The sequence below is a fragment of the Sphingomonas sp. GV3 genome, from assembly GCF_031082075.1.
Taxonomy (GTDB): Bacteria; Pseudomonadota; Alphaproteobacteria; order Sphingomonadales; family Sphingomonadaceae; genus Sphingomonas; species Sphingomonas beigongshangi.
This window is the reverse complement of record NZ_JARWLE010000001.1, coordinates 1,784,236-1,805,889: the sequence shown is the minus strand read 5'-3', so window position 1 is coordinate 1,805,889 and position 21,654 is coordinate 1,784,236. Positions and strand designations below refer to the sequence as shown.

General features: G+C 67.9%; 19 protein-coding genes. 18 read left to right on the top strand and 1 reads right to left on the bottom strand.

The genetic code is table 11. The features are described from left to right. The first annotated feature begins 148 nt into the window (after positions 1-148). The 12 genes from RF701_RS08500 (at position 149) to uvrC (ending at position 10,793) form a co-directional block, all read left to right on the top strand. On the top strand, positions 149-670 hold the full coding sequence (locus RF701_RS08500; RefSeq protein ID WP_210359271.1) for a CcdC protein domain-containing protein: 522 nt from the start codon (positions 149-151) through the stop codon (positions 668-670). 84 nt (positions 671-754) lie between these two features. After that, positions 755-3,889, top strand: coding sequence for a YdbH domain-containing protein (locus tag RF701_RS08495; RefSeq protein ID WP_308814690.1), 3,135 nt, complete (start codon positions 755-757; stop codon positions 3,887-3,889). 62 nt (positions 3,890-3,951) lie between these two features. After that, entirely contained in the window at positions 3,952-4,122 is a 171-nt protein-coding gene (locus RF701_RS08490; RefSeq protein WP_203310425.1) for a YnbE family lipoprotein, read from the top strand. Then, positions 4,122-4,493: a YdbL family protein gene (locus RF701_RS08485; protein ID WP_203310175.1), complete on the top strand. Its 372-nt coding sequence runs from the start codon at positions 4,122-4,124 to the stop codon at positions 4,491-4,493. Before RF701_RS08490 ends, RF701_RS08485 begins: the two co-directional genes overlap by 1 nt. Before the next feature lie 572 nt (positions 4,494-5,065). Then, positions 5,066-5,389, top strand: a complete 324-nt coding sequence (locus RF701_RS08480; RefSeq protein WP_210359273.1) for an AtpZ/AtpI family protein — start codon at positions 5,066-5,068, stop codon at positions 5,387-5,389. 38 nt (positions 5,390-5,427) lie between these two features. Further along, positions 5,428-6,219, top strand: a complete 792-nt coding sequence (locus RF701_RS08475) for a F0F1 ATP synthase subunit A (RefSeq protein ID WP_203310177.1) — start codon at positions 5,428-5,430, stop codon at positions 6,217-6,219. 57 nt (positions 6,220-6,276) lie between these two features. Continuing rightward, positions 6,277-6,507 (top strand): F0F1 ATP synthase subunit C, encoded by a 231-nt coding sequence (locus tag RF701_RS08470; protein WP_115378701.1) that lies wholly within the window; start codon positions 6,277-6,279, stop codon positions 6,505-6,507. 55 nt (positions 6,508-6,562) lie between these two features. Continuing rightward, positions 6,563-7,057 (top strand): ATPase, encoded by a 495-nt coding sequence (locus RF701_RS08465; protein ID WP_308814689.1) that lies wholly within the window; start codon positions 6,563-6,565, stop codon positions 7,055-7,057. After that, complete coding sequence (locus RF701_RS08460) at positions 7,050-7,697, top strand: hypothetical protein (protein ID WP_210359276.1); 648 nt, start codon at positions 7,050-7,052, stop codon at positions 7,695-7,697. Before RF701_RS08465 ends, RF701_RS08460 begins: the two co-directional genes overlap by 8 nt. A 217-nt stretch (positions 7,698-7,914) precedes the next feature. After that, a complete protein-coding gene (locus tag RF701_RS08455) occupies positions 7,915-8,235 on the top strand; it encodes a multidrug efflux SMR transporter (protein ID WP_203310180.1) in 321 nt (106 codons plus the stop codon). A 77-nt stretch (positions 8,236-8,312) separates the two neighbouring features. Further along, a complete protein-coding gene (locus RF701_RS08450; RefSeq protein ID WP_210359277.1) occupies positions 8,313-8,798 on the top strand; it encodes a hypothetical protein in 486 nt (161 codons plus the stop codon). A gap of 72 nt (positions 8,799-8,870) precedes the next feature. Next, the gene (uvrC, locus tag RF701_RS08445) at positions 8,871-10,793 is read left to right on the top strand and encodes an excinuclease ABC subunit UvrC (protein WP_308814688.1); all 1,923 of its coding nucleotides are present in this window, start codon (positions 8,871-8,873) and stop codon (positions 10,791-10,793) included. Between the two features lie 1,316 nt (positions 10,794-12,109). Here the strand turns inward: uvrC and RF701_RS08440 are convergent. Next, complete coding sequence (locus RF701_RS08440) at positions 12,110-12,544, bottom strand: hypothetical protein (RefSeq protein WP_308814687.1); 435 nt, start codon at positions 12,542-12,544, stop codon at positions 12,110-12,112. Between the two features lie 352 nt (positions 12,545-12,896). On the opposite strand from RF701_RS08440, the gene RF701_RS08435 reads away from it, so the two are divergent. The 6 genes from RF701_RS08435 (at position 12,897) to RF701_RS08410 (ending at position 21,599) form a co-directional block, all read left to right on the top strand. Continuing rightward, positions 12,897-13,103, top strand: coding sequence for a hypothetical protein (locus RF701_RS08435; RefSeq protein ID WP_308814686.1), 207 nt, complete (start codon positions 12,897-12,899; stop codon positions 13,101-13,103). 540 nt (positions 13,104-13,643) lie between these two features. Beyond that, complete coding sequence (locus tag RF701_RS08430) at positions 13,644-13,964, top strand: hypothetical protein (RefSeq protein ID WP_308814685.1); 321 nt, start codon at positions 13,644-13,646, stop codon at positions 13,962-13,964. A gap of 204 nt (positions 13,965-14,168) precedes the next feature. After that, positions 14,169-16,958: a DUF3857 domain-containing protein gene (locus RF701_RS08425; RefSeq protein ID WP_308814684.1), complete on the top strand. Its 2,790-nt coding sequence runs from the start codon at positions 14,169-14,171 to the stop codon at positions 16,956-16,958. Positions 16,959-17,010: 52 nt separating this feature from the next. Further along, on the top strand, positions 17,011-17,961 hold the full coding sequence (locus RF701_RS08420; RefSeq protein WP_287979965.1) for a polysaccharide deacetylase: 951 nt from the start codon (positions 17,011-17,013) through the stop codon (positions 17,959-17,961). Further along, a complete protein-coding gene (locus RF701_RS08415) occupies positions 17,958-18,839 on the top strand; it encodes a GNAT family N-acetyltransferase (RefSeq protein ID WP_308814683.1) in 882 nt (293 codons plus the stop codon). The genes RF701_RS08420 and RF701_RS08415 overlap by 4 nt, the downstream gene beginning before the upstream one ends. Before the next feature lie 168 nt (positions 18,840-19,007). After that, on the top strand, positions 19,008-21,599 hold the full coding sequence (locus RF701_RS08410; protein ID WP_308814682.1) for a TonB-dependent receptor domain-containing protein: 2,592 nt from the start codon (positions 19,008-19,010) through the stop codon (positions 21,597-21,599). The last annotated feature ends 55 nt before the right edge of the window (positions 21,600-21,654 follow it).

Sequence of the window (21,654 nt, the reverse complement as noted above, 5' to 3'; positions counted from 1 at the left end):
GCCGCGCCTGGCCTTGCCGACCCGGTCGCGCTGCCACATGATGGGCCTGATCGTGCATCGCGGCCAATTCCGGCGGCGGCGGCTGCGCCCTCGCGGTGGACCGTGCCAACGGACCGGTCGGGGCGGCCGAAAACGGGGGGAGATCGACATGCAAGCACATCCTGCGCCGACCTGGGTCACCTATGCGATCACCGCCGTCGTCATCGCGGTCGTCATGGCGCTGCGCTGGCGGCGGATGCGGCAGGTTCGCCCGCTCAAGATCGAGCAGCTGTGGATCGTGCCGGCGGTCTTTGCCGTGGCGGCGGCGACGACCTTCGCCGCGACCCCGCCGCATGGGCTGGCGTGGCTGTTCTGCCTGTTCGCGCTGGCGCTGGGGGCGGCGCTCGGCTGGCAGCGCGGGCGCATGATGCGTCTGACGGTCGATCCGGCGACGCACAGGCTCAACCAGACGGGGTCGCCGGCCGCGATGCTGTTCCTCATCGCGTTGGTCGTCATTCGCACCGCCGCGCGCTCCGCGGCCACGATGCGTGGCGGCGTGCTGGGCCTCGATCCGATCGCCGTCACCGACATGATGATGGCGCTCGCCTTGGGGCTGTTCGCGGCGCAGCGCATGGAGATGTATCTGCGCGGGCGGCGGTTGCTCGCGGAGGCGCGCGCCGGTCTTGCCTGAGGCCGCAGGTCCCGGCGCGGTCCCCGTGTCGGGGCACGGATGTGTCGATTGCGTCATGACCGCCGCACGGCCTAAGGGAAGGGCATGAGCGACCCAGGCGCCGAAGCGGACTCCTCGGCGCCGCGCCCGGTCCGCGACATCCCGCGCATCGGGCGCGTCGGACGGGTCATGCTCGGCATCGCCGTCGTGATCCTCGCGGTGCTCGTCGCCGTCTGGATCGTCCGCAAGCCCATAGCCGGCCGGGTCATCGATCGCGAACTGGCGCGAAAGGGCGTGGTCGCGCGCTACCATGTCGGCGACCTCGGCTTCGGATCGCAGCGCCTCACCGACGTGGTGATCGGCGATCCGCATTCGCCCGATCTCGTCGCCGACTGGCTGGAGACGCGCATCGGCTATGGCTTCGCCGGACCGCGCCTCGTCGGCGTCCGCGCCGGGCACGTGCGGCTGCGCGGACGGATCGTCGGCGGCAGGCTGACGCTCGGCGAACTCGACAAGCTGATGGGGCCGCCCAGCGGCAAGCCCTTCGCCTTGCCCGCCCTGCGTGCCCGCATCGCGGACGCGCGGATGCGGCTGGAGACCCCGTTCGGGGTGGTCGGCCTGAAGCTCAGCGGCGATGGAAGGCTCGACGACGGATTCGTCGGGACGATCGCGGCCACGGCGCCTCGGATCGCGGTCGCCGGCTGTACCGCGGACGGGCTGGCGGCGGTCGTCGGCGTGGAGGTGGCGCGGGGCGCGCCGCACCTGACCGGCCCGCTACGCGCCGATCGGCTCGCATGTCCGACCGGAAGGATATCGCATGCCGCTGTTGGCCTCGACGCGACGCTCGGTGCCGCGCTGGACCGCTGGCGCGGACGGATACGGCTCGCCGGCGGCCCGGCCATGGCGTCGCAGGTGAAGGCGGCGCGGCTGACCGGTACCGTCGATTTCGCTGGCACTGCCGCCGCCACGACCGGCAGCGCCGATGTGAACGCGACAGGGGTTGCGCGGGGCGTCGATACGGCGCGGCGCATGGCCATCGTCGGCCGCTATGCGATCGGCTCGGAAGCGCGTTTCGACGGCGACCTCGCCATCGAGGGCGCACGAAGCGGCGCGCTCGCGCGGTTCGATCCCCGCTCGCTGGGTGCCGGTACGCCGCTGGCGCCGCTCATCCTGCGCGCCGGCACGGCGCTTGGCGCGGCGGCGAGAAATTTCGACGCCCGTGCCAGGCTGCATCTCGACGCCGACCGGGCGACCGTCTCGATGCTGAACCTTGCCGCGGCCAGCGGCGCACGGCTCGGCGCGACCGGGCAGGGCGTCGCCTATCGCCTGTCCGACGGCACGGTGACCGCCGATGCGCGCCTCGCGCTGTCGGGCGGCGGCCTGCCGACGGCGTCGGCGGTCATCGCCCGCGGGCCGGACGGCAGGATGCGCGGTCGGGTGGCGGTGTCGCCTTATGCCGCGGGCGATGCCCGGCTCGCGCTGGCGCCCGTGTCCTTCGTGGTCCTGCCGGGCGGCGCGGCGCATGTCGTCACGATCGCGCGACTGTCCGGGCCGATCGGCGCGGCGGGCCGTGTGGACGGGGTGACGATGCCGCTCGACCTGCGGTTCGATCGGCAGGGCGGGATCGCCCTGAACTCGGGCTGCACGCCCCTCGCCATCGGCCGGCTTGCCGTCTCGGGACTGGTCCTCGACCCGTTTCGAAGCCGGCTGTGCGCACCGGGTGCGGCGCTCGTGCAGGTACGCGGCGGGCGCATCGACGGCGGCGCGCGGCTCGTGGCGACGCATCTGACCGGGCGGCTGGGGGCGACGCCGCTCGATCTCAGCGCATCGGGAGCGAACCTTCGCCTCGCAGAGCGCGGCGTCACGGTCACCGGCCTGGCGGCCCGGCTGGGGCAGCCGGATCGCGTGACGAGGCTCGACGTCGCCACGCTGACCGGTCGGATCGCCGACGGCGGCATCGCGGGCCGCTTCTTGGGCGGGGGCGGACAGATCGGCGCGGTGCCGCTGCTGCTGGGCGATGCGGCGGGGGACTGGACGTTCCGCGCCGGCGCGCTGGCGCTCAGCGGCGGCCTGACCGTGCGGGACACGGCCGAGGCCCCGCGTTTCAACACCATGGCCGGGCGCGACGTGACGCTGCGCCTCTCCGGCAACGTCATCCGTGCGACGGGCGTGCTGGCCGAACCCACGACCGGCACCAAGGTCGCCGACGTCACGATCGTCCACGACCTTGCGAAGGGCGCGGGCGACGCGAACCTGGCCGTGCCGGGCATTGCCTTCACCAAGACCTTCCAGCCGGACCTGCTCACCCGGCTGACCTATGGCGTCGTCGCCGAGGTCGCGGGGACGGTGACGGGGCAGGGGCATATCGGCTGGAGCCCGGCCGGCGTGACCTCGACCGGGCGGTTCGGCACGAAGGACATGAACCTCGCCGCGGCCTTCGGTCCGGTCACGGGCCTGTCGACGTCGATCGCCTTCACTGATCTGCTCAACCTCGAAAGCGCGCCCGGACAGGTCGCGACGATCAAGAGCGTCAATCCCGGCGTCGCCGCGAACGACGGCACGATCCGCTACCAGACGCTGTCCGGCAACCGCGTGCGGATCGAGGGCGGCGAATGGCCCTTCGCCGGCGGCGCGCTCACCCTGCTGCCGACATTGCTCGATTTCTCGACCGACCAGGTGCGGCGCATGACCTTCCGCATCCGCGGCGCGGCGGCGGACCAGTTCCTGCAGCAGCTCGACTTCCAGAACATCGACGCCACGGGCGTGTTCGACGGCGAATTGCCGATCGTCTTCGATGCGAGCGGCGGCCGGATCGAGAACGGCTTCCTCAAGGTGCGCGAGGGCGGCGGCGGCATCGCCTATGTCGGCACACTGACTCAGAAGGACCTCGGCTTCTGGGGCAATCTCGCCTTCCAGGCGCTCAAATCGCTGCGCTATCGCAGCCTGACGATCACGATGAACGGGCCGCTCGCGGGCGAGATGGTGACGGAAGTGCGCTTCGCCGGCGTCAGCCAGGGGAAGGGCGCCAAGTCGAACGTCTTGATCCGCCGGCTGGCCAGGCTGCCTTTCGTGTTCAACATCCGGATCAAGGCGCCCTTCCGTGGGCTGCTCGATTCGGCGCAGTCCTTCTACGATCCCAGCCGGCTGGTGCGTCGCAACCTGTCGCAGCTGATCGACCAGCAGGACAAACAGACCCAACAGGGCGGCATTCAGCCTCCCGCAAGCGAGACCGTGCCATGAGACGAGCAGGATTGACGAACGGGCCAAGGATCACGACCTTGCCCGCGATGAGGGGTTTGGCGATGATCGGCCTGGTGGCAGCGACGGGGATGACGGGCGGATGCGTCAACGTCACCGCGCCCGACAAGCCGATCGAGATCAACCTCAACATCGCGGTCACGCAACAGGTGGTCTATCGCCTCGACGGCGAAGCCAAGTCGCTGATCCAGCAGAACCCCGGGGGTATTTTCTGATGCATAAGGTCTTGATGGTTGCCGGCGCGGCGGCTCTCGCCGGCCTTTCGGTACAGGCGTCGGCGCAGCGCGATCCCGCCTACCAGGCGGCGCGGGCGGCGAAGCAGGTCGGCGAACAGCCCGACGGCTATCTCGGCGTCGTCGGCGGCGGCAGCCCCGCGCTGCAGGCGATGGTCCGCGACATCAACATCAAGCGCAAGGCGGCCTATACGCAAAGCGCACAGGCCAATGGATCGACGGTCGAACAGTTCGCCTTCACCACCGGCTGCAACCTCGTCGCGCGCGTCCCGGTCGGCGAGATGTACAAGACGCCGTCCGGCCAGTGGAAGGAGAATACCGGCACGCCGGAGCTCGACGGACGCTGCAAGTAACGCCGCCCCCCTTTCCACCGTCATCCCCGCGCAGGCGGGTATCCAGACGCGCAGGTTCCGCGTGAGCCACACCGCCAGCGTCTCTGGATCCCCGCATGTGCGGGAATGACAAACGTGGGAAAAGCCGCCCATTCCCTCCTCGTCATCCCGGCGCACGCCGGGACCCACGGACACGGTGTATGACCGACGTCGCGCGCCATTAGCGCCGATCGCAACCATGGGTCCCGGCGTGCGCCGGGACGACGAAGGGGGGGCATGTCGCCGCTTCCGGGCCGGCATCCCTGTCGGTCTCTCACCTCCCCGAGGGTGTCATCCCCGCGCAGGCGGGGATCGAGACGCGCAGGTTCCGCGTGAGCCACACCGCCGGCGTCTCGGGATTCCCGCCTGCGCGGGAATGACGAAGAGGGGGCGGGGTACGGAAAACGCCTGCCCGGCCGTTCATCCCCGCGTAACAATCGCAGGCGGTTGACACCCCAAGGCCCCTTATCTAGACGCAACCCTGCCTTGGCGGGATCGCTCGCCGATCGTGCGCTTTCCTCCCCCGGCCGATACGATTGGGTTGAGGATGACGCATGGCGGATGAGGGTCCGGGACAGGACTTCGGCAGCACGGCGGAAGATCCGCGGCTTTCCGCGCTCGACGAGCGGCTCCGGGAAGCGCGGCATCGGGAAGCGGTGCGGACGGGGCAGGCGGTACCGGATGCGGATGCGAGCTATTCGCTCGGCAACCGGGTGCTGGCGGCGCTGATCGGAAGTCTCGTCGGCTCGGCGCTGATCGGCTGGTGTATCGACCGCTGGTTCGGCACGACCCCTTGGGCGCTGATCGTGATGCTGTTCCTCGGAATAGCGGTCGCGTTCAGGCAGATCATACGGATCACAGGCACGCGCCCGGACTAAACCGGGCGTTTGTCGTATTGGAAGGCGAGCGAAGGCACGTGGCGGCAGAAGCGGGCAGCAAGATCGATCCGATGCACCAGTTCCTGATCGAACCTTTGTTCGGTCAGCGCTGGGTCGTCGCGGGGCACGACCTGTCCTTCACCAATTCCGCCCTGTGGATGGTGATCACGCTCGTCAGCCTGTGGCTGTTCATGCTCGGCGGCATGAAGCGCCAGCTGGTGCCCGGCCGCTGGCAGGCGGCGGTGGAGGGCTTCACCGGCTTCGTCCAGGGCATGCTGCTGTCGAACATCGGGCCGGAGGGCAAGCGCTTCGTCCCCTATGTCTTCTCGCTGTTCATGTTCATCCTGTTCGCCAACATCTGGGGCCTGACCCCGGTCGGCGTCGTGCCGGGATGGCATCCGTTCACCATCACCAGCCACCTGACCGTCACCGGCGTGCTGGCGATCATCAGCTTCTCGATCGTGCTGATTGTCGGCTTCGGCAAGCACGGCTTCCACTTCTTCAGCCTGTTCGTGCCGCACGGCACGCCGGTATTGATGATCCCGCTGATCTTCGTCGTCGAGCTGATGAGCTTCCTGGTGCGCCCGTTCAGCCTCGGCCTGCGCCTGTTCGTCGCGATGACCGCGGGGCACATCCTGCTGAAGGTGCTCGCCGCCTTCGTCATCAACGGCATCAATTTCGGCCCCGGCTACAGCCTGCTGATCTCGCTGCCCAGCTTCGCGCTGATGCTCGGCATCACGCTGCTGGAGCTGCTGGTGGCGGCGATCCAGGCCTATGTCTTCGCGCTCTTGACCAGCGTCTATCTCAACGACGCGGTCAACCTGCACTAAGACTGCACTAAGAGTTCTCGTACCAACCGTTTAGCTTTTCGAACTGGAGTGATTGAAATGGACGCAGAAGCCGCTCGCATGCTGGGTGCCGGTCTGGCCGCCATCGGCATGGGCCTCGCCTCGCTCGGCGTGGGCAACGTGTTCGCCAAGTTCCTCGAGGGCGCGCTGCGCAATCCGGGTGCGGCGGACAGCCAGCAGGGCCGCCTGTTCATCGGTTTCGCGGGCGCCGAGCTGCTCGGCCTGCTCGCCTTCGTGACGATGATCATCCTGGTGTTCGTCGCCAAGTAATGTCGTCGGCAGGCGGCGCGCCGTTCGCGGCCGCCGCCCGCCACGAGAGGACGCCATGCCACAGATAGCCCAGCTCTCCGCCACCTACGCCTCGCAGATCTTCTGGCTGCTCGTCACCTTCGGCATCCTGTATTTCGGGATCGGCAAGGTGATGGTGCCAAAGGTGATCGCGACCGTGGACGCGCGCGAGGCGCAGGTCGCGGGCGACCTCGCCGCGGCGGAACAGGCGCGCCTGTCCGCCGACGCGGTCGAGGCGGCATGGCGTGCCGAAATGGACTCTGCCCGTGCCGCGGCGCAGGCGGAGACCACCGCTGCCAAGGCGCGCGCCGCCAAGGCCGCGGAAAGCCAGATCCACGCGGTCGACGCCGAACTGGCGGAACGGCTCGCGCATCACGACCTCGCCGTCGGCAATGCCAAGGCGCAGGCGATGCTCAACCTCCAGTCCGTCGCGGCCGAAGTCGCGCAGGAACTGGTGGGCAAGGTCGCCGGGATCCAGGTCAGCATCGAAGCCGCCGCCGATGCGGTCCGCCGGAGCAGCGCCCATGGCTAATCCCGCTTCCAACGCCAGCACCGACGCGTCGATCGCGGCGAACCTCGCCGATGCGACGCAAACCGAGGGGCTGCAGCCGCGCGACGTGCGCGACGCGAGCGCGGTGACCAACGGCGTCGCCGAACCGACGGCGCATCACGTCGAGGAACCGACGGCGCTCGGCTTCAACACCACCGGCTGGGTCGGCATCGCCGCGCTCGTCGTGATCATCGGGATGATCATCGCCAAGGTGCCGGGCAAGATCGGCGCCGCGCTCGACGGCAAGATCGCGGCGATCCGCGCCCAGCTCGAAGAGGCGAAGACGCTGCGCGCCGAGGCCGAGGCGCTGCGCGCGGAATATGAGGCGAAGGCCAAGGCCGCCGAGGCCGACGCCGCGACGATGCGCCATCACGCGCAGCAGGAGGCGAACCAGATCATCGCCAAGGCGAAGCAGGACGCGGAGGAGCTGATGGCCCGCCGCACCAAGCGCGCCGAGGACAAGATCGCCGCCGCCGAGCGCCAGGCGATCGCCGAGGTCCGCGCACTCGCCGCCGACACGGCCGCGCGCGCCGCCGCGACGCTGATCGCCGAGCATCACGACGGCGGTGCCGACAAGACGATGGTCGATCGCGCCATCGTGGGGCTCGGCCGCCCGCACTGATCGGGTTTCCGGGGCGCCACGCCCTTGTCCGCTGGTGGCAAGCGTGCTCCTGCGGACGCAGGAGCCCAGAGCCGCACGCCGAGCGCCTGTGGTCCTGGATTCCTGCGTTCGCAGGAACACGCGGCGCTGCGGTTGATGCTGACATCCGACGCCGTCTCTTCCCGGGTTTCCGGCGGCGTCCCTAGATGAACCGAGCCCGCAGCAAGGAGTCGCCTCCATGTCCTGGGCCATTCTCGCCGTCGCCGTCGTCACCGAGATCTGCTGGGCGCTCAGCCTGAAATGGGCGGCGACGCTCGGCACGTGGCAGGCGTCCAGCGTCCCGATCATCCTGTCCTTCGTCAACATGGGCTTGCTCGCGCTCGCGATGCGGGGCCTGCCCGCCGGCACCGCTTATGCGGTATGGACCGGGCTGGGCGCGGTGGGCGTTATCATCGGCGGCGTCATCTTCTTCGGCGACAAGGTCAGCCTCGTGCAGGCCTGTTTCATGGCGCTGACCGTGATCGGCGTGGTCGGCACCAAGATCTTCGCGCAAGGCTGAGCGTTTCCGCGCCCGTGCGCCCGTGCGGCCGTGATAGGCTGGGGGCGGACCACGACGGTCCGGTGAGATGCCCCGCTATGTCGATCGTCCTGTCCGCGTTGATGCTCGCAGCCGTGCCGCAAACCACCGCGGCGGAACGCGCGGGCAAATTCTCCCTCGACCTGCCGGCGGACGATTCGGTCGCGGCCCCGGCCGCGCCGAAGGAGGACGGCGTCGCACCCGCGCCGTCGGCGCCGCCGCCCGATGCCGTGGCGCCCGCCGCCGCGCCGCCGGAGGCGCCGGCCAAGGGCATCGCCACGCATTTCTCGCTCGATACGCCGATCGCCGATCTCATCGCCGATCCCGCTGCCAAGGCGGTGCTGGACAAGGACATGCCCGGCCTCAGCGACGACGAGAATTTGCCCAGGTTCCGCATGCTGTCGCTGCGCCGGCTCGCCCCGCTCAGCGGTGGCCAGATGACGGCGGACCTGATGCAGAAGCTCGCCTTCGATCTTGCCGCGCTCGGCGGCGGTACGCCGCCGCCGCCCGCGAAGAAGCGCCCGGGGCCGACCAGCGGGCGGTGAGGGCCGGTACCGATTCCACGCATGTGGATCAGACTCTAGCCGCGCCCGCGTGCGACTCCTACATGCAGCCGCATGTCAGGCTACGGCCCCCCCGATCGCTTCAACGAGGAACGCGCCACCTTCACCGTCCGCGGATCCGACACGCCCGATCTCGACGCGGGCGTGGCGGCGATCCGCAACGTGCTGAAGACGCTGCCCAACCGCTCCGGCGTCTATCGCATGCAGGACGCGAAGGGCGACGTCCTCTACGTCGGCAAGGCGCGGTCGCTGAAGCAGCGCGTCGCCAATTACACGCAGATCAAGCAGCTGCCCAAGCGCCTCCAGCGCATGGTGTCGCAGACGCGGGCGATGACGATCGTCACCACCAACAACGAGGCGGAGGCGCTGCTGCTCGAGGCGCAGCTGATCAAGAGCTTCCGCCCCGCCTACAATGTGCTGCTGCGCGACGACAAAAGCTTCCCCTTCATCCTGCTGCGGACCGACCACGACTTTCCGCGCGTGCAGAAGCATCGCGGCGCCCGCCGCGCGCCGGGCAATTACTACGGCCCCTTCGCCAGCGCCGGCAGCGTCAACAACACGCTCAACGCCCTGCAGAAGCTGTTCCTGCTGCGCTCGTGCACCGACAGTTTCTTCAAGACGCGCGACCGGCCGTGCCTGCTCTACCAGATCAAGCGCTGCTCCGCGCCCTGCGTCGGCCGCATCGATACCGAGGGCTACAAGGAACTGGTCGACGATTGCCGCGACTTCCTCGCCGGCAAGTCGACGAAGGTGCAGGCCAAGCTCGGCGCGCAGATGCAGGCCGCGGCGGAGAACATGGACTTCGAGCTCGCCGCGCTGCTGCGCGACCGGCTCAAGGCGCTGACCTTCGTCCAGGGCACGCAGGCGATCAACGCGGAGGGGGTCGGCGATGCCGACGTCTTCGCGCTGGCGTGCAAGGACGGCGTGATCGGCATCCAGGCCTTCTTCATCCGCGGCGGCCAGAACTGGGGCCACCGCAGCTTCTTCCCCGCCCACACGGCAGAGGTGCCGGAGGACGAGGTGCTGGCGAGCTTCCTGACGCAATTCTACGAGGAGGTGCCGCCGCCGCGCACCATCCTGCTCGACCGCGACCTGTCCGAGGGGGCGTTGCTGATGGAGGCGCTCGGCGAACGCGCCGGCTACAAGGTCGCGATCTCCGTGCCGCAGCGCGGCGACCGCCGCCGGTTGATGGACCAGGCGAAGCGCAACGCGATCGAGGCGCTCGAACGTCGGCTGGCGGAAAGCACGACGCAGGCGCGGCTGCTGCGCGAGGTGGCGGACCTGTTCGGCCTCGACGGCCCGCCCGACCGGATCGAGATCTACGACAACAGCCACATCCAGGGCACCAACGCGCTCGGCGCGATGGTCGTCGCGGGGCCGGAGGGGTTCCTTAAGGGCCAGTATCGCAAGTTCAACATCAAGGGGAACGAGGCGGCGACCAACGACGATTTCGGCATGATGCGCGAGGTGTTCCGCCGCCGCTTCGCCCGCCAGCTGGAGGAGGCACCCGATCGCGACGACGGCACCTGGCCAGACCTCGTGCTGATCGACGGTGGTCGCGGCCAGCTCAATGCCGCCAAGGCGGTGCTGGAGGATCTCGGTATCGAGGACGTGTGCCTCGTCGGCATCGCCAAGGGGCCGCATCACGGCCGCGAGGGGCGCGAGGTCTTCCACCTGCTCGACGGGCGCGAGTTCCAGCTGCCGGTGAACGCCCCCGTGCTCTTCTACCTTCAGCGCCTGCGCGACGAGGTCCACCGCTTCGTCATCGGCGCGCATCGCGAGAAGCGCGCCAAGGCGATCGGCGCGAGTCCGCTGGACGAGGTGCCGGGCATCGGCCCCGCCCGCAAGAAGGCACTGCTGATGCATTTCGGCACGGCGCGGGCGGTGCGCAACGCCAGCCTGGAGGATCTGCGCAAGGCGCCGGGCGTGTCGAGCGCGGTGGCGCAGCAGGTCTACGACTTCTACCACGCGCGGTAACCGCCCGATCCCCGTGCGGGGAAACGGTGCCGGCCGGAGAGGGCGCCGGTCCCGCCGGCGACCGCGCCTCGATGCGGCGCGTCCTGCTTCCGGTGGGCGCAGCAATGGGTCTCCCGTCCGGCCAACCTATGCGCGCGCGGCCCCTCGCGTTAAGCGGTGCATAGGTCCTGCAACTTTCGTCAGTCGTCGACGCTGACGGATTCGACCGGCTCCACGCCCCTCGCCACGGCCGGCGAGCCGCCGAACGGAAACGTCTGACTGAATTGAACGGGCTTGCCTCCGTCCGCGTCCTGCCGATCGTAGGCCTGTCGGAGAAGATGCGGGCGACATCGGCAAGTTGCGCCCATTGCAGGCGCCGACAAAACGTGAGACGCTGACTGACCATAGGGTGACTTTCGGAGCAATCCATTATGCGACGGTCTTATCTCGCCTTTGCGCTTCTTGGTGCCGGGCTCATAACACAGCCGTCAGTCGGCCAGCGATTGGAGCAGCCGGGAAGTGTTGCCGAGGGTGGAACATCGGTCCCGTTCAGCAGAGAGGCTGTTGCCGCTCGGTGTCGAAACGAAAAGTATCGGGCGAAAGCTCAAGTCGAATGCGCCCGAAGCGACGCGTGGGAAGCAGCGCAAGCGAAACGGCGATCCCATCACCGCTAGAATATCGCAGCTACTTGGGGGAGGCGCTCTCCTTAGGAGGTCGCCAAGCCCGCCTTGGATGTCCTCTTCCCCCTCAAGAACGGACATTCCACGGCCTGCTATGTTCGCCGGATGGGCAGCGAGGACCGTTGGTTTGTAATTGAATTAGGGATTGCGGTGTTCGTCGCGGTCGCGATCTTCATCCCGTTCAAATTCGTTCAGCTGTTTTTTCGGGACTGGCGGAGCTGACGAAAGCGATAGCAGCGGCTAGCGCCTAAAAGTGGATGTTCCGCTTGCGGCCAAATGCGGACGTCGGAGGCGTGCCTTTATTCTGCTAGCTCGCCTGATTGAATACCGTTGCACGTTGATCGTGGCATTCTCAAATGGCTTGGTGAAACGGAGAAGCGTGCATCTCCCGGCTAACTTGCTAACTCGATTGCGTCGGCGTTTTCGTCCGGCGCCAGAAGACCGATCGACTGAGTTGATCGATGAGGCGATTGAGAGCGCCAAAGCGAACGGAATCACCGACGTCCGAGAAGCGGCAAATCGCTATTACGGTTTCAGCCTTACTGATGAACAGTGGAACACTGTCCAATTGCGGTGGCAAAAGCGATGGCACTAACGATAGGTCCTCCGTCTTGATCTTTAGAACGCCCCTCACAGCGGATAGGCCGTCAACGCCCATCAGCGCGGATCCGCTAGACGGCTGTGGTGAGCGAAATACTCTCCATATTCACGGCTTTCATCGAAGTAGCCGGATGCGAAGCCCTGCGGACGCGCCTCCGCAGATCGAGCCCGCATTCGCCTTCCAAGCTTCTCGTTCGCATCAGCGTCTCCATGAAGAGCCCATGGGGTAATCTCAAGCATGACACCAGCGACGAAGAGAAACTCCGGATCATTAGAGCATTCTCCACCGAACTCCTCGAAAAGCATTCTCCAAAGAGGCATCGCCTCAGGGGCATATGGCAGACCGGTGAGGAATTCCGGCTCGGCCCAGTGCCACCAAGCTAAAAACATCAGTTCTAACGTCAAATCGCGACTGATGACGCCCATAGCCCAGCGTCGGCAGAGGTCGTCGTATATGCCTTCCAGCGGTTCGAGACGGAGATCGTCAGGCATTACGCTCGTGACATGCCACAGTTGGCCGGCCGCGTTCTACAAGCAATGGAACACCCGCTTTCCTCCAAAGTGGGACGTCCGCTTTCGCCCAGTTGCAGACATTCGGCAGAGCGATATACCTGTCGTGATGGGGCCAGATCAGTCGAGACTTGCAGCCCTTCAACGACGCCGCATTCGGAAGGCGCGGGCACCGAAGCTTGTAGCAGCATGGGCGCTCGCTGGTGTTGCTGCGTCGGTGCTTTCGGATGTGCGGCACGACGGGATCGTTGAGCAGCTCCGGGGGAGCGACACCCGAACGCGTGCAGTCGGCTCCCTGCAATGCATCCTCGCGGAAATTGCCGGAGACGGCGACATGGTGCTGATCGTTGGCTGGGACATCGACAACGAACCGGCGCTGCTGATCCGTGGTGATGCGCTCGCGGGGGCAGGCGCTTCTCTGCGAATGCTCTATCCTGACGGCTTCGTGGCAGCGGACCAGCCGGTCACGCGTGCTTTGATCGTCGATTTCGACGACAGTGACTTTCACGCCGACGAGGTGCGCCTGACCGCACGCGGCTGATGTCCGCTTTCCCCCATAACCGAACATTCCGCGATCGCGTAGGAGTCCCGCAATGGCGATGCCTGCGACGCGATGGCGGCGGAGACGACGCTTTGCAGGATCGCTGCCGCGAAGATGCAGCGTGAGACATGACCTTTGCTCCGAGCGATTGGCGCCCAATCACGGCAGGCGTCGAGAACCCGCTGCCCGAACGGCAGTATAACATCCGAACCGGATATATCTCCGATGTCCTACCCGCTGGAAAGGTGTTAGCACCATCGAGGCGACGTTCCGCCTGCGGCTCTTTCCCATCGTAGGCAGATCGGTCGAGGCGGCGGCACCGCCAATGAGCGAGGCGAACGGGTGCGACTTTAGCGACCTTTCGCGGGCGCGGTGGGCCCTTGCCGGACTGCCGCCAGACCGCGCAGGAATCACCCCACCGCTTCGGCAAAAATACTCACGCCCGCTGCAGGAAGTACCAGACAGGAACACTTCCGGCGAAGCCGGGTTTCTGGGCCATATCGGCCGCAAATCCGCTGCCGCTCATGCAGGGGAAATGCCGTGGTCCGTCTCGTCGCCGTCGTCGCTCTGGGTATGCTCGCCACCGGCTGTGCCGCGCCGTCGACGCGGATCGCGATGGGGCTCGAGCGTTACGGCCTGGACGCGCAGCGATCGACCTGCGTCGGCGACCGGTTGCAGAGCAACCTGTCGCTCGGCCAGCTGCAGCAGCTCGGCAACGCCGCCGCGGCCTATCGCCGTGACGATCCCAATCCGGCGCAGCTGACGCTCGGCGACCTGCTGCGCGTCGCCGGCGAGATCAAGGATCCGCGCATCGCGCTGGAGGTGGGCAAGGCCGCGGCCGGCTGCGGGGTCGTCGCTTAACCCCGCATCGCCGCCGGCGCCGGCGCCGCTGGCGCGGCGGCTCTCGGGCGTCCGATCCGGCAAAGCCGGATCGGGGCGGGGGCGCCGCCGCCTCCACGCACCCGGGTCGGGCCCTGCGCCGGGCCTGCACGGGATCGGCACGGACAAGCCCCATTGCGCGCCGTCTCGCCGCGGGTACACTCGCCGGCAATGACGGGGGGAATGATGACCAAGTGGGTGGTGGCGGCGCTGCTGGCGTCGGCGAGCATGTCGGCGCAGGCGGCGGACAAGATCCTCTATCAACCCGCGCCGGACTGGGTGAAACCGGCGCCCGCGATCGACCCGGCCAAGATCACCGCCGATTCGCCCGTCCTGCTGATGCTCGACAACCAGCAGCGGCTGCAGGACGGCACCGTCTGGGCCTATACGGACACGGCGACCCGTGCCGCGACGACCGAATTGCTCGGCCAGCTGGGCACCGTCAGCCTGACGTGGCAACCCGCCGCGGGCGACCTGATCGTGCATCGCGCGGAAATCATCCGCGGCGGCGACCGCATCGACCTGATCAAGGCGGGGAAGGGCTTTTCCGTCATCCGCCGCGAACAGAAGCTGGAGCAGCGCCAGCTCGACGGCATGCTCACCGCGACCATGGCGGTGGAAGGGCTCCAGGTCGGCGACATCCTGCACGTCGTCGCATCGATCACGCGCAAGGACGGCGCGCTCGGCGGCCAGATGCAGGGGTTCACCCCGCTCGCCGCCGCGCCGCTCAAGATCGGTTTCGCCCGTGCGCGGCTGCTCTGGCCGGACAAGGCGGCGGTGCGGTGGAAGACCTATGCCGATGGCGCGGCGCCGGTCGAGACGGTCGCCGGCGGCTATCACGAGCTGACCGTGCCGCTGCCCCTGCCCAAGCCGGCGGACCTGCCCAGCGACGCGCCCGCGCGGTTCCGCAAGCTGCCGGTGCTGGAGGCGTCGAGCTTCGGGGGCTGGGACGACGTCTCGCGCGTCATGGCCCCGCTCTATGCGACGGACGGCCTGATCGCGCCCGGCGGCGCGCTCGCCGCCGAGGTCGCGAAGATCAGGGCGGCAAGCCCCGACCCGATGCTGCGGACCGCCGCGGCGCTCCGGCTGGTGCAGGACCAGATCCGCTATCTGTTCAACGGGATGGACCAGGGCAACTACCGGCCTCAGGCACCCGCCGAGACCTGGGCGGCGCGCTATGGCGATTGCAAGGCGAAGACGCTGCTGCTGCTCGCGCTGCTCCATGGCCTTGGCATAGAGGCGGAGCCGGTGCTGGCGAACAGCCAGCTCGGCGACCTGCTGCCGACGCGCCTGCCGACACCCGGCGCCTTCGACCATGTGCTCGTCCGCGCGACGGTCGGCGGGCAGGTCCTGTGGCTGGACGGGACCGACGGCGGCGCGCGGCTGGAGGACGTCACCGACACGCCGCCGTTCCGCTACGTCCTGCCGGTGCGCGCCGCCGGGGCGGCGTTGATCCCGCTGCCGATGCGCGCGCATGCCCGGCCCGACGTCGAACTCGCCACCGAGCTCGACGAGAGCGCGGGTGTCGACCTGCCCGCGCCGTTCAAGGCGACGGTCAGCGTCCGTGGCCGCATCGCGCAGATGATCCAGGCCGCGCAGGCGCAGGCCAGCAAGGACGACATCGCGACGATGACGAGCACGATGCTCGGCAAGCTGATCGGCAGCGTGACCGTCGTCGACCGCAAGCTCGCCTATGACCCCGCGACGGGTCTGGCGACGATCAGCGCGACCGGCATCGCCTATCCCGAATGGAAGCGCCGCGACCAGCGGTTCCGATCGGCGATCGACCATGCGATCAGCGACTTCAGCTTCGAGCCCGATCGGTCGCGCACCACGTGGCGCGCAATCCCCGCCGGTCTCGGCGACGGGTTCCACTATCGCACGGTCACCCGCATCCGCCTGCCGGCCGGTGGCAACGGCTATGCGCTGGACGGCGACCAGAGCTTCGCGCGCCCGATCATCGGCGCCACGGTGACGCGGACGGTGAAGCGCGACGGCGCCTGGCTGACGGTGGAGGATCGGACGGTGTCGCCGGGGGGAGAGGTGGCGGTCGAGCAGATCCCTGCGGAGCGCGCGGCGCTCGCCGCCGCCAAGGGCAGGCTGCTCAGCATCGTGGCGCCGGCCGACCTGCCGTCGCGCTACCAGCGCGTCCAGGCCGCGCGCAAGCTCGGCGGGTTCGCCGGCCTGCTCGCGCTCTACGACCAGGCGATCGCCGACAAGCCGGACGAGGCGGGGCCGCTGACGGAGCGGGCCTGGTTCCGCGAACAGATCTACGACCGGCCCGCCGCGATCGCCGATCTCGGGCGCGCGCTGGCGATCAGTCCCACCGTCGACAGCTATCGCTGGCGCGCGCGGCTGTTCCGTGACGGCGGCGACAATGCCAAGGCGTTCGCCGATCTCGAGGCTGCCCACAAGCTCGAGCCCGATTCGGAGGCCGTGATCCGCCAGCTGGCGCTGCTGCGGGCGGATACCGGGCAGACGGACGCCGCGCTCGACCTGGTCCAGGCCCGCATCGACGCCGGTGGCGAGGACAAGGCGCGCATGATGGCGCTGAAGGCCGACGTGTTGGCGCGCGCGGGCAACAAGGATGCCGCGATCGCGACGATCGATCAGGCGGTCGCGGCAAGTCCCGGCAATCCGCAGCTGCTCAACAGCCGCTGCTGGATCAAGGGAACGCTCGACGTGGCGCTCGACACCGCGCTCAAGGATTGCACGCGCGCCATCGAGCTGAGCGATTCGACCTATGACGCGCTGGACAGCCGGGCGATGGTCTATTTTCGGATGAACCGGCTGGACGACGCGCTGGCCGATCTCTCTGCCGCGCTGGACGCGGAACCGGACATGGCGCAGAGCCTGTACATGCGCGGAGTAATCGCGTCGAAGCAGGGGCACGACGGCAAGGCCGATCTGCTGGCCGCGCGTACGCTGTCGCCGCGGATCGACGACGACTATCGGCGTTACGGCATCGTTCCCTGAAGCTTCTGTCATCTTTTGCCATTTGTTCACCCGTGGTCGATAGGGCGTGGCTATGGCGACGCCCGTTTTTCTGACGATCGACACCGAATTCGCGTGGCGGCACCACGCCGCCGGGCTCGACGCCGATGAAATCTATGCCCGGTCGATCGAGCCCGCCGGAGTCGGCTTGGGCTTTCAGCTGCGGCTGCTCGCGGAGCATGGGCTGAAGGCCTGTTTCTTCGTCGATCCGATGCCGGCGTTGCTGTTCGGCCTCGCCCCGATCCGCCGGATGGTCGAGGCGATCCAGGAAGCCGGGCAGGAGGTACAGCTGCACCTCCACCCCAATTGGACGGGGGGCCGCGCCGGCGATCGTGGTGCCACGCACGGCCGTTTCCAATTGTACAAATATTCGCTCGCCGAGCAGATCGACCTGCTGCGCGGCGCGACCGAGCTGCTGGTCGCCGCCGGTGCGCGGCACCCGATCGCCTTCCGCGCCGGTGGCTATGCGGCCAATGACGATACGCTGAAGGCGCTGGCGCAGCTCGGATTCCTCTACGACAGCAGCCACAATGGCGCGGAAGGCGACGAGAGCCGCATCGGTCTCGCGGCGTCTCAGATCGCGCCGCTGCGTGCCCGGGTCACCGAAGTGCCCGTCACCGTTATCGCCGAGGCCCCGGGGCTCTGGCGTCACTTCCAGCTCTGTGCGCTGTCGTCGGCGGAGGCGGAGGCCGCCCTCGATCATGCGGTGGCGGAGGGGCATGCCGCCGTGACAATTGTGAGCCACGGCTTCGAGCTCGCCAATCGCCTCGGCACCCGCGCCAATGCGGTGCACGTCCGCCGGTGCGAGGCGCTGTTCCGCATGCTGGCCGATCGGCGCGCCGTGTTGCCTACGACGCATTTCGCCGACCGGCCGACGCTGGCGCTGGGGCAGGACGATGTGCCGCTCGCGCCGAGTGCGCGCCGCCGCCGCTGGCGGCAGGCGGAACAGCTCTGGTCGAACTGGGTCGCCGAGCGCGCGGCGTGACCGTCGTCCCGCTGCGGTTCCAGATCGGTGCCCGCACGCTCGCCAGCGTGCCGCGCCGACTGGAGCGCATCGCCCTATCGCTGGAGGACGTCCTCGCCTTACGCTTACCGGCACTGCCGGACGGGGCGAGGGACGGTTATCTCGTCACGTCGCTGCCTCGTACGCTCCGCGGGCGGATCGAGGTCAAGGAGCGGATCGTGACGGAGCGCCAGTGCTACACGCGCTACTATACCGACCTGTCGATCGGCCATGCGGCCTGGCTTTCGAACCTGTCCGGCCAGGCGCGCTCGACCCTGAGGCGCAAGTCTAGGAAGGCGGCCGCGGCAGGACTGGAAATCCGAGCTTTCCGTACCGCAGAGCAATTCGACGCCTTCCACCCGCTTGCCCGAGCGATCTCGGCGCGCACCTATCAGGAGCGTCTGCTCGACGCGGGCCTGCCGGACGACAGCCGGCGGGTCGCGACCCTGCGGGCGGCGGCGGCGCGCGACGAGCTGCGTGCCTGGCTATTGCTGATTGCCGGCAAGCCCGTCGCCTACCTCTGCTGCACGGCACAGGGTAGCGCGCTTCGCTACGATCATGTCGGGCACGACCCGGCTTACGGCGAATTGTCGCCGGGCACCGTCCTCCACGCCGCGGCGATGGCGGCGCTCTTCGAAGACCGCTTCCGCTGGTTCGACTTCACCGAAGGCGAGGGGCAGCACAAGCGGTTGCTCGCCACCAACGGCATCGCCTGCGTCGACCTGCTGGTTCTGCGTCCGACCCTCGTCAATCGGGGGGTTGTGGGTGCCTTGATGGGTTTCGATGCCGTGGTTGGGCAGGGGAAAAAGCTCGCCCGACGGCCCGCTATGGCACGGATGTTACGCCGCCTGCGACGGTAGCAGCGCGTGCGGAGGGCGGGTCGTCGAGCGATCCGGGGCCGGACCTCCTGCAGCGTTGCAGCGTCGCCACACTGCGGGCGAAAACGGTTACATCCGCGTTGAAATCGATTGCGGTACCGTCGCACGCGGTCATATCGCTTGCCGCGCAGTGGCTAAAAACAGCGCCGCATGAAGTATTTAGTTCAGGAGAGGGTTGTGTTGACCAATTCGCCGATCGGCTTTCGGGCCGCGCTTTTGCTGGGCGCCGCGGCGCTGCCGGCCATGCCCGCGCTCGCGCAGACCGCACCCGGTACCGCGGCGCAGACGTCACAGCCGTCAGGCCCGGTAGACAGTGACGTGGCCGCCCAGGCGGACCAGAACCTCGGCGACATCGTCGTCACCGGCACCACGTCTCGGGATCGTCCGCTGATCAGCGCGTCCGCCGACATCACCTATGCCAATCGCGAGGCGATCGACCGTCTCGCACCCCGCTCGACCGCGGACATGCTCAACCTCGTCCCCGGCATCTTCGTCGAGGCGACGGCGGGCCAGGTGTCGAACAACTATTCGGTGCGCGGCCTGCAGGGCGGCGGCCAGCGATTCGTCCAGCTGGAGGAGGACGGCATGCCGATCCTCTACGGCGGCGGCGGCGCGGACTTCTTCTTCGACCAGGACCTCACCATCGATCGGCTGGAGGCGGTGAAGGGCGGCTCGTCGGGCGTGCTGACCGTCAACGGCGCGGGCGCGACGATCAATTTCATCTCGAAGCGCCCCAATTTCACCGAGGCGGAGGGGCAGGCGCGCGTCAGCGCCTATAATTACGGCATGAAGCGCGGCGATTTCTATTATTCTGCGCCGTTGGCCGACAACCTCGCCTTCAATGTCGGCGGCTACATCCAGTCGAGCCCCGGCGTGCGCGACAATCCCTTCGACTATGCCGGCTGGCGGCTCAAGGGCATGCTCGAGTACAAGCTCGACGGCGGCGGCTATATCCGCCTGTCCGCGAAGGGTGGCGACGTCGAGAACGCCTATTACGCCGACCAGCCCTATCGCTTCACCAATAACAAGCCGACCGGCATCCCCAGCCTCGATACGCAGTTCGGCAATGTCGGCGGCGATGCCTTCTCGAATATCGCGGTGCCCGTCTCGACCTTCGCACACCCGAGCGGGTTCCGCGAATTCCGGTATCGCGACGGTATCAAGGCGAGGACGGCGCAGGTCCGCCTCGACATCGAAAAGCCGGTGTCGGATGCGATCGACCTGTTCGCGCACGCCCGCTACCTGAAGTATTCCTATGACTTCAACGGTCTGTTCCCCGGCTCCGGCACGGGCAACGCGGGGCTGACCAGCGCGGTCAACTATCTCACTCCGGGGGCGAACTCCCCCATCAACGACCTGCTGACCGCCGGCGCCGCGGCCTATCCGACGGCGGTGCGCTTCGGCATCCAGAACCTGCGCACGGGCGTGGTGCTCGGCTCCAACCAGACCGATGCGCTGAATGCGCTCAACGGCAACGGCTTCCTGCAGCGGACGACGCTCAACCACGACTATATCGACGGCCGCGATCTCGGCATCAACGTCGGCGGCCGCTGGGAAGTCGACAATGGCAGCTTCAAGAACTCGCTGACCGCCGGCGTCATGTACTATAACGTCAAGCGCTCGCAGGATCAGTCCGCGACCGCCAGCGTGGTCAACGACGTCAAGACCAACAGCGACATCTACGATATCGTCGCGCTCAACGCGGGCAATCAGGTCGTCGGTGTCCTGTCGGACAACGGTCTCGTCTCCTACGGCGACTGGGGCGCGGGCATCCGCGAGCGGCTCGACAGCACGGTCTCGCTCTATGCCAACGACGAAATCGCGTTCGGCGACCTGCGTATCGACGGCGGTATCCGCTGGGAGAGCGACCAGGCGACCGCGCGCGACGGCAATGCGTCGGCAGTGAACCAGCCGGTCCAGCCCGGCGTGGTCGGCGTCGTCCGCAACGTCGGTTCGAGCTTTGACGGCACGTTCACCGAGACCAAGCGTACACGGCAGAAGGCGGCCTATACGATCGGCGCCAACTACCTGTTTACGCCGAACTTCTCGGTCTACGCCCGCTATGCGAACGGCTTCCAGACCAATAACGTCGATCCGACCACGACCATCGAGCTATACGAGGCGGGCGTCCGCTATCAGTATGGCAAGATCTTCTCCGGGTCGGCGACGGTGTTCCGCACCAACTTCCGCAACCAGAACTATAATTTCTCCGATCCCAACAATCCGTCGCAGCAGGTCAACCTGAATGCGAACCTGCGCACGAACGGCGTCGAGATCGACTTCGTCGTGCGGCCGATCGACGCCTTTGCGGTCGATTTCCAGGGTGTGTTCCAGGACCCGAAGCTGCTCAACCTGCAGCTGAACGGGGTCGATGCAGGCCGACAGTACGAGGGCAACCGGCCGGAGCGGACCCCGGCGCAGCTGTTCACGATCACGCCGACGTACAAGCTGCCGAACGGAATCGGCGACGTCTATGCGCGCTACAAGTTCACCGGCAAGATCTACGCCGACAACGGCAATGGTGTCGCTTTGCCGAGCTATGGCGTGACCGGCGTCGGCGTGAACTTCAACCTCAGTGACAGGCTGCAGCTCAACCTCAATGCCGACAACATCTTCAACGTCATCGGCCTGACGGAGGGCAATCCGCGTCAGGGCCAGACGCAGGCGATCACCAACGGCTATTTCTATGCCCGCGGCATCGTCGGCCCGACCTATGGCGGCTCGCTGACGATGCGGTTCTGACCCGGCGTGGCGGCGGCGGTGGGCGGGAACGTTTCACTGCCGTCGGTATTGGCCA

Excerpts from the sequence above, each read along its gene's own strand:
- RF701_RS08490 (WP_203310425.1), top strand. The coding sequence starts at position 3,952 with ATGATCGGCCTGGTGGCAGCGACGGGGATGACGGGCGGATGCGTCAAC.
- RF701_RS08460 (WP_210359276.1), top strand. The coding sequence starts at position 7,050 with ATGGCTAATCCCGCTTCCAACGCCAGCACCGACGCGTCGATCGCGGCG.
- RF701_RS08485 (WP_203310175.1), top strand. The coding sequence starts at position 4,122 with ATGCATAAGGTCTTGATGGTTGCCGGCGCGGCGGCTCTCGCCGGCCTT.
- RF701_RS08450 (WP_210359277.1), top strand. The coding sequence starts at position 8,313 with ATGTCGATCGTCCTGTCCGCGTTGATGCTCGCAGCCGTGCCGCAAACC.
- RF701_RS08440 (WP_308814687.1), bottom strand. The coding sequence starts at position 12,544 with ATGCCTGACGATCTCCGTCTCGAACCGCTGGAAGGCATATACGACGAC.
- RF701_RS08410 (WP_308814682.1), top strand. The coding sequence starts at position 19,008 with ATGAAGTATTTAGTTCAGGAGAGGGTTGTGTTGACCAATTCGCCGATC.
- RF701_RS08425 (WP_308814684.1), top strand. The coding sequence starts at position 14,169 with ATGACCAAGTGGGTGGTGGCGGCGCTGCTGGCGTCGGCGAGCATGTCG.
- RF701_RS08435 (WP_308814686.1), top strand. The coding sequence starts at position 12,897 with ATGGTGCTGATCGTTGGCTGGGACATCGACAACGAACCGGCGCTGCTG.
- RF701_RS08500 (WP_210359271.1), top strand. The coding sequence starts at position 149 with ATGCAAGCACATCCTGCGCCGACCTGGGTCACCTATGCGATCACCGCC.
- RF701_RS08470 (WP_115378701.1), top strand. The coding sequence starts at position 6,277 with ATGGACGCAGAAGCCGCTCGCATGCTGGGTGCCGGTCTGGCCGCCATC.
- RF701_RS08465 (WP_308814689.1), top strand. The coding sequence starts at position 6,563 with ATGCCACAGATAGCCCAGCTCTCCGCCACCTACGCCTCGCAGATCTTC.
- RF701_RS08420 (WP_287979965.1), top strand. The coding sequence starts at position 17,011 with ATGGCGACGCCCGTTTTTCTGACGATCGACACCGAATTCGCGTGGCGG.
- uvrC (WP_308814688.1), top strand. The coding sequence starts at position 8,871 with ATGTCAGGCTACGGCCCCCCCGATCGCTTCAACGAGGAACGCGCCACC.
- RF701_RS08495 (WP_308814690.1), top strand. The coding sequence starts at position 755 with ATGAGCGACCCAGGCGCCGAAGCGGACTCCTCGGCGCCGCGCCCGGTC.
- RF701_RS08455 (WP_203310180.1), top strand. The coding sequence starts at position 7,915 with ATGTCCTGGGCCATTCTCGCCGTCGCCGTCGTCACCGAGATCTGCTGG.
- RF701_RS08480 (WP_210359273.1), top strand. The coding sequence starts at position 5,066 with ATGGCGGATGAGGGTCCGGGACAGGACTTCGGCAGCACGGCGGAAGAT.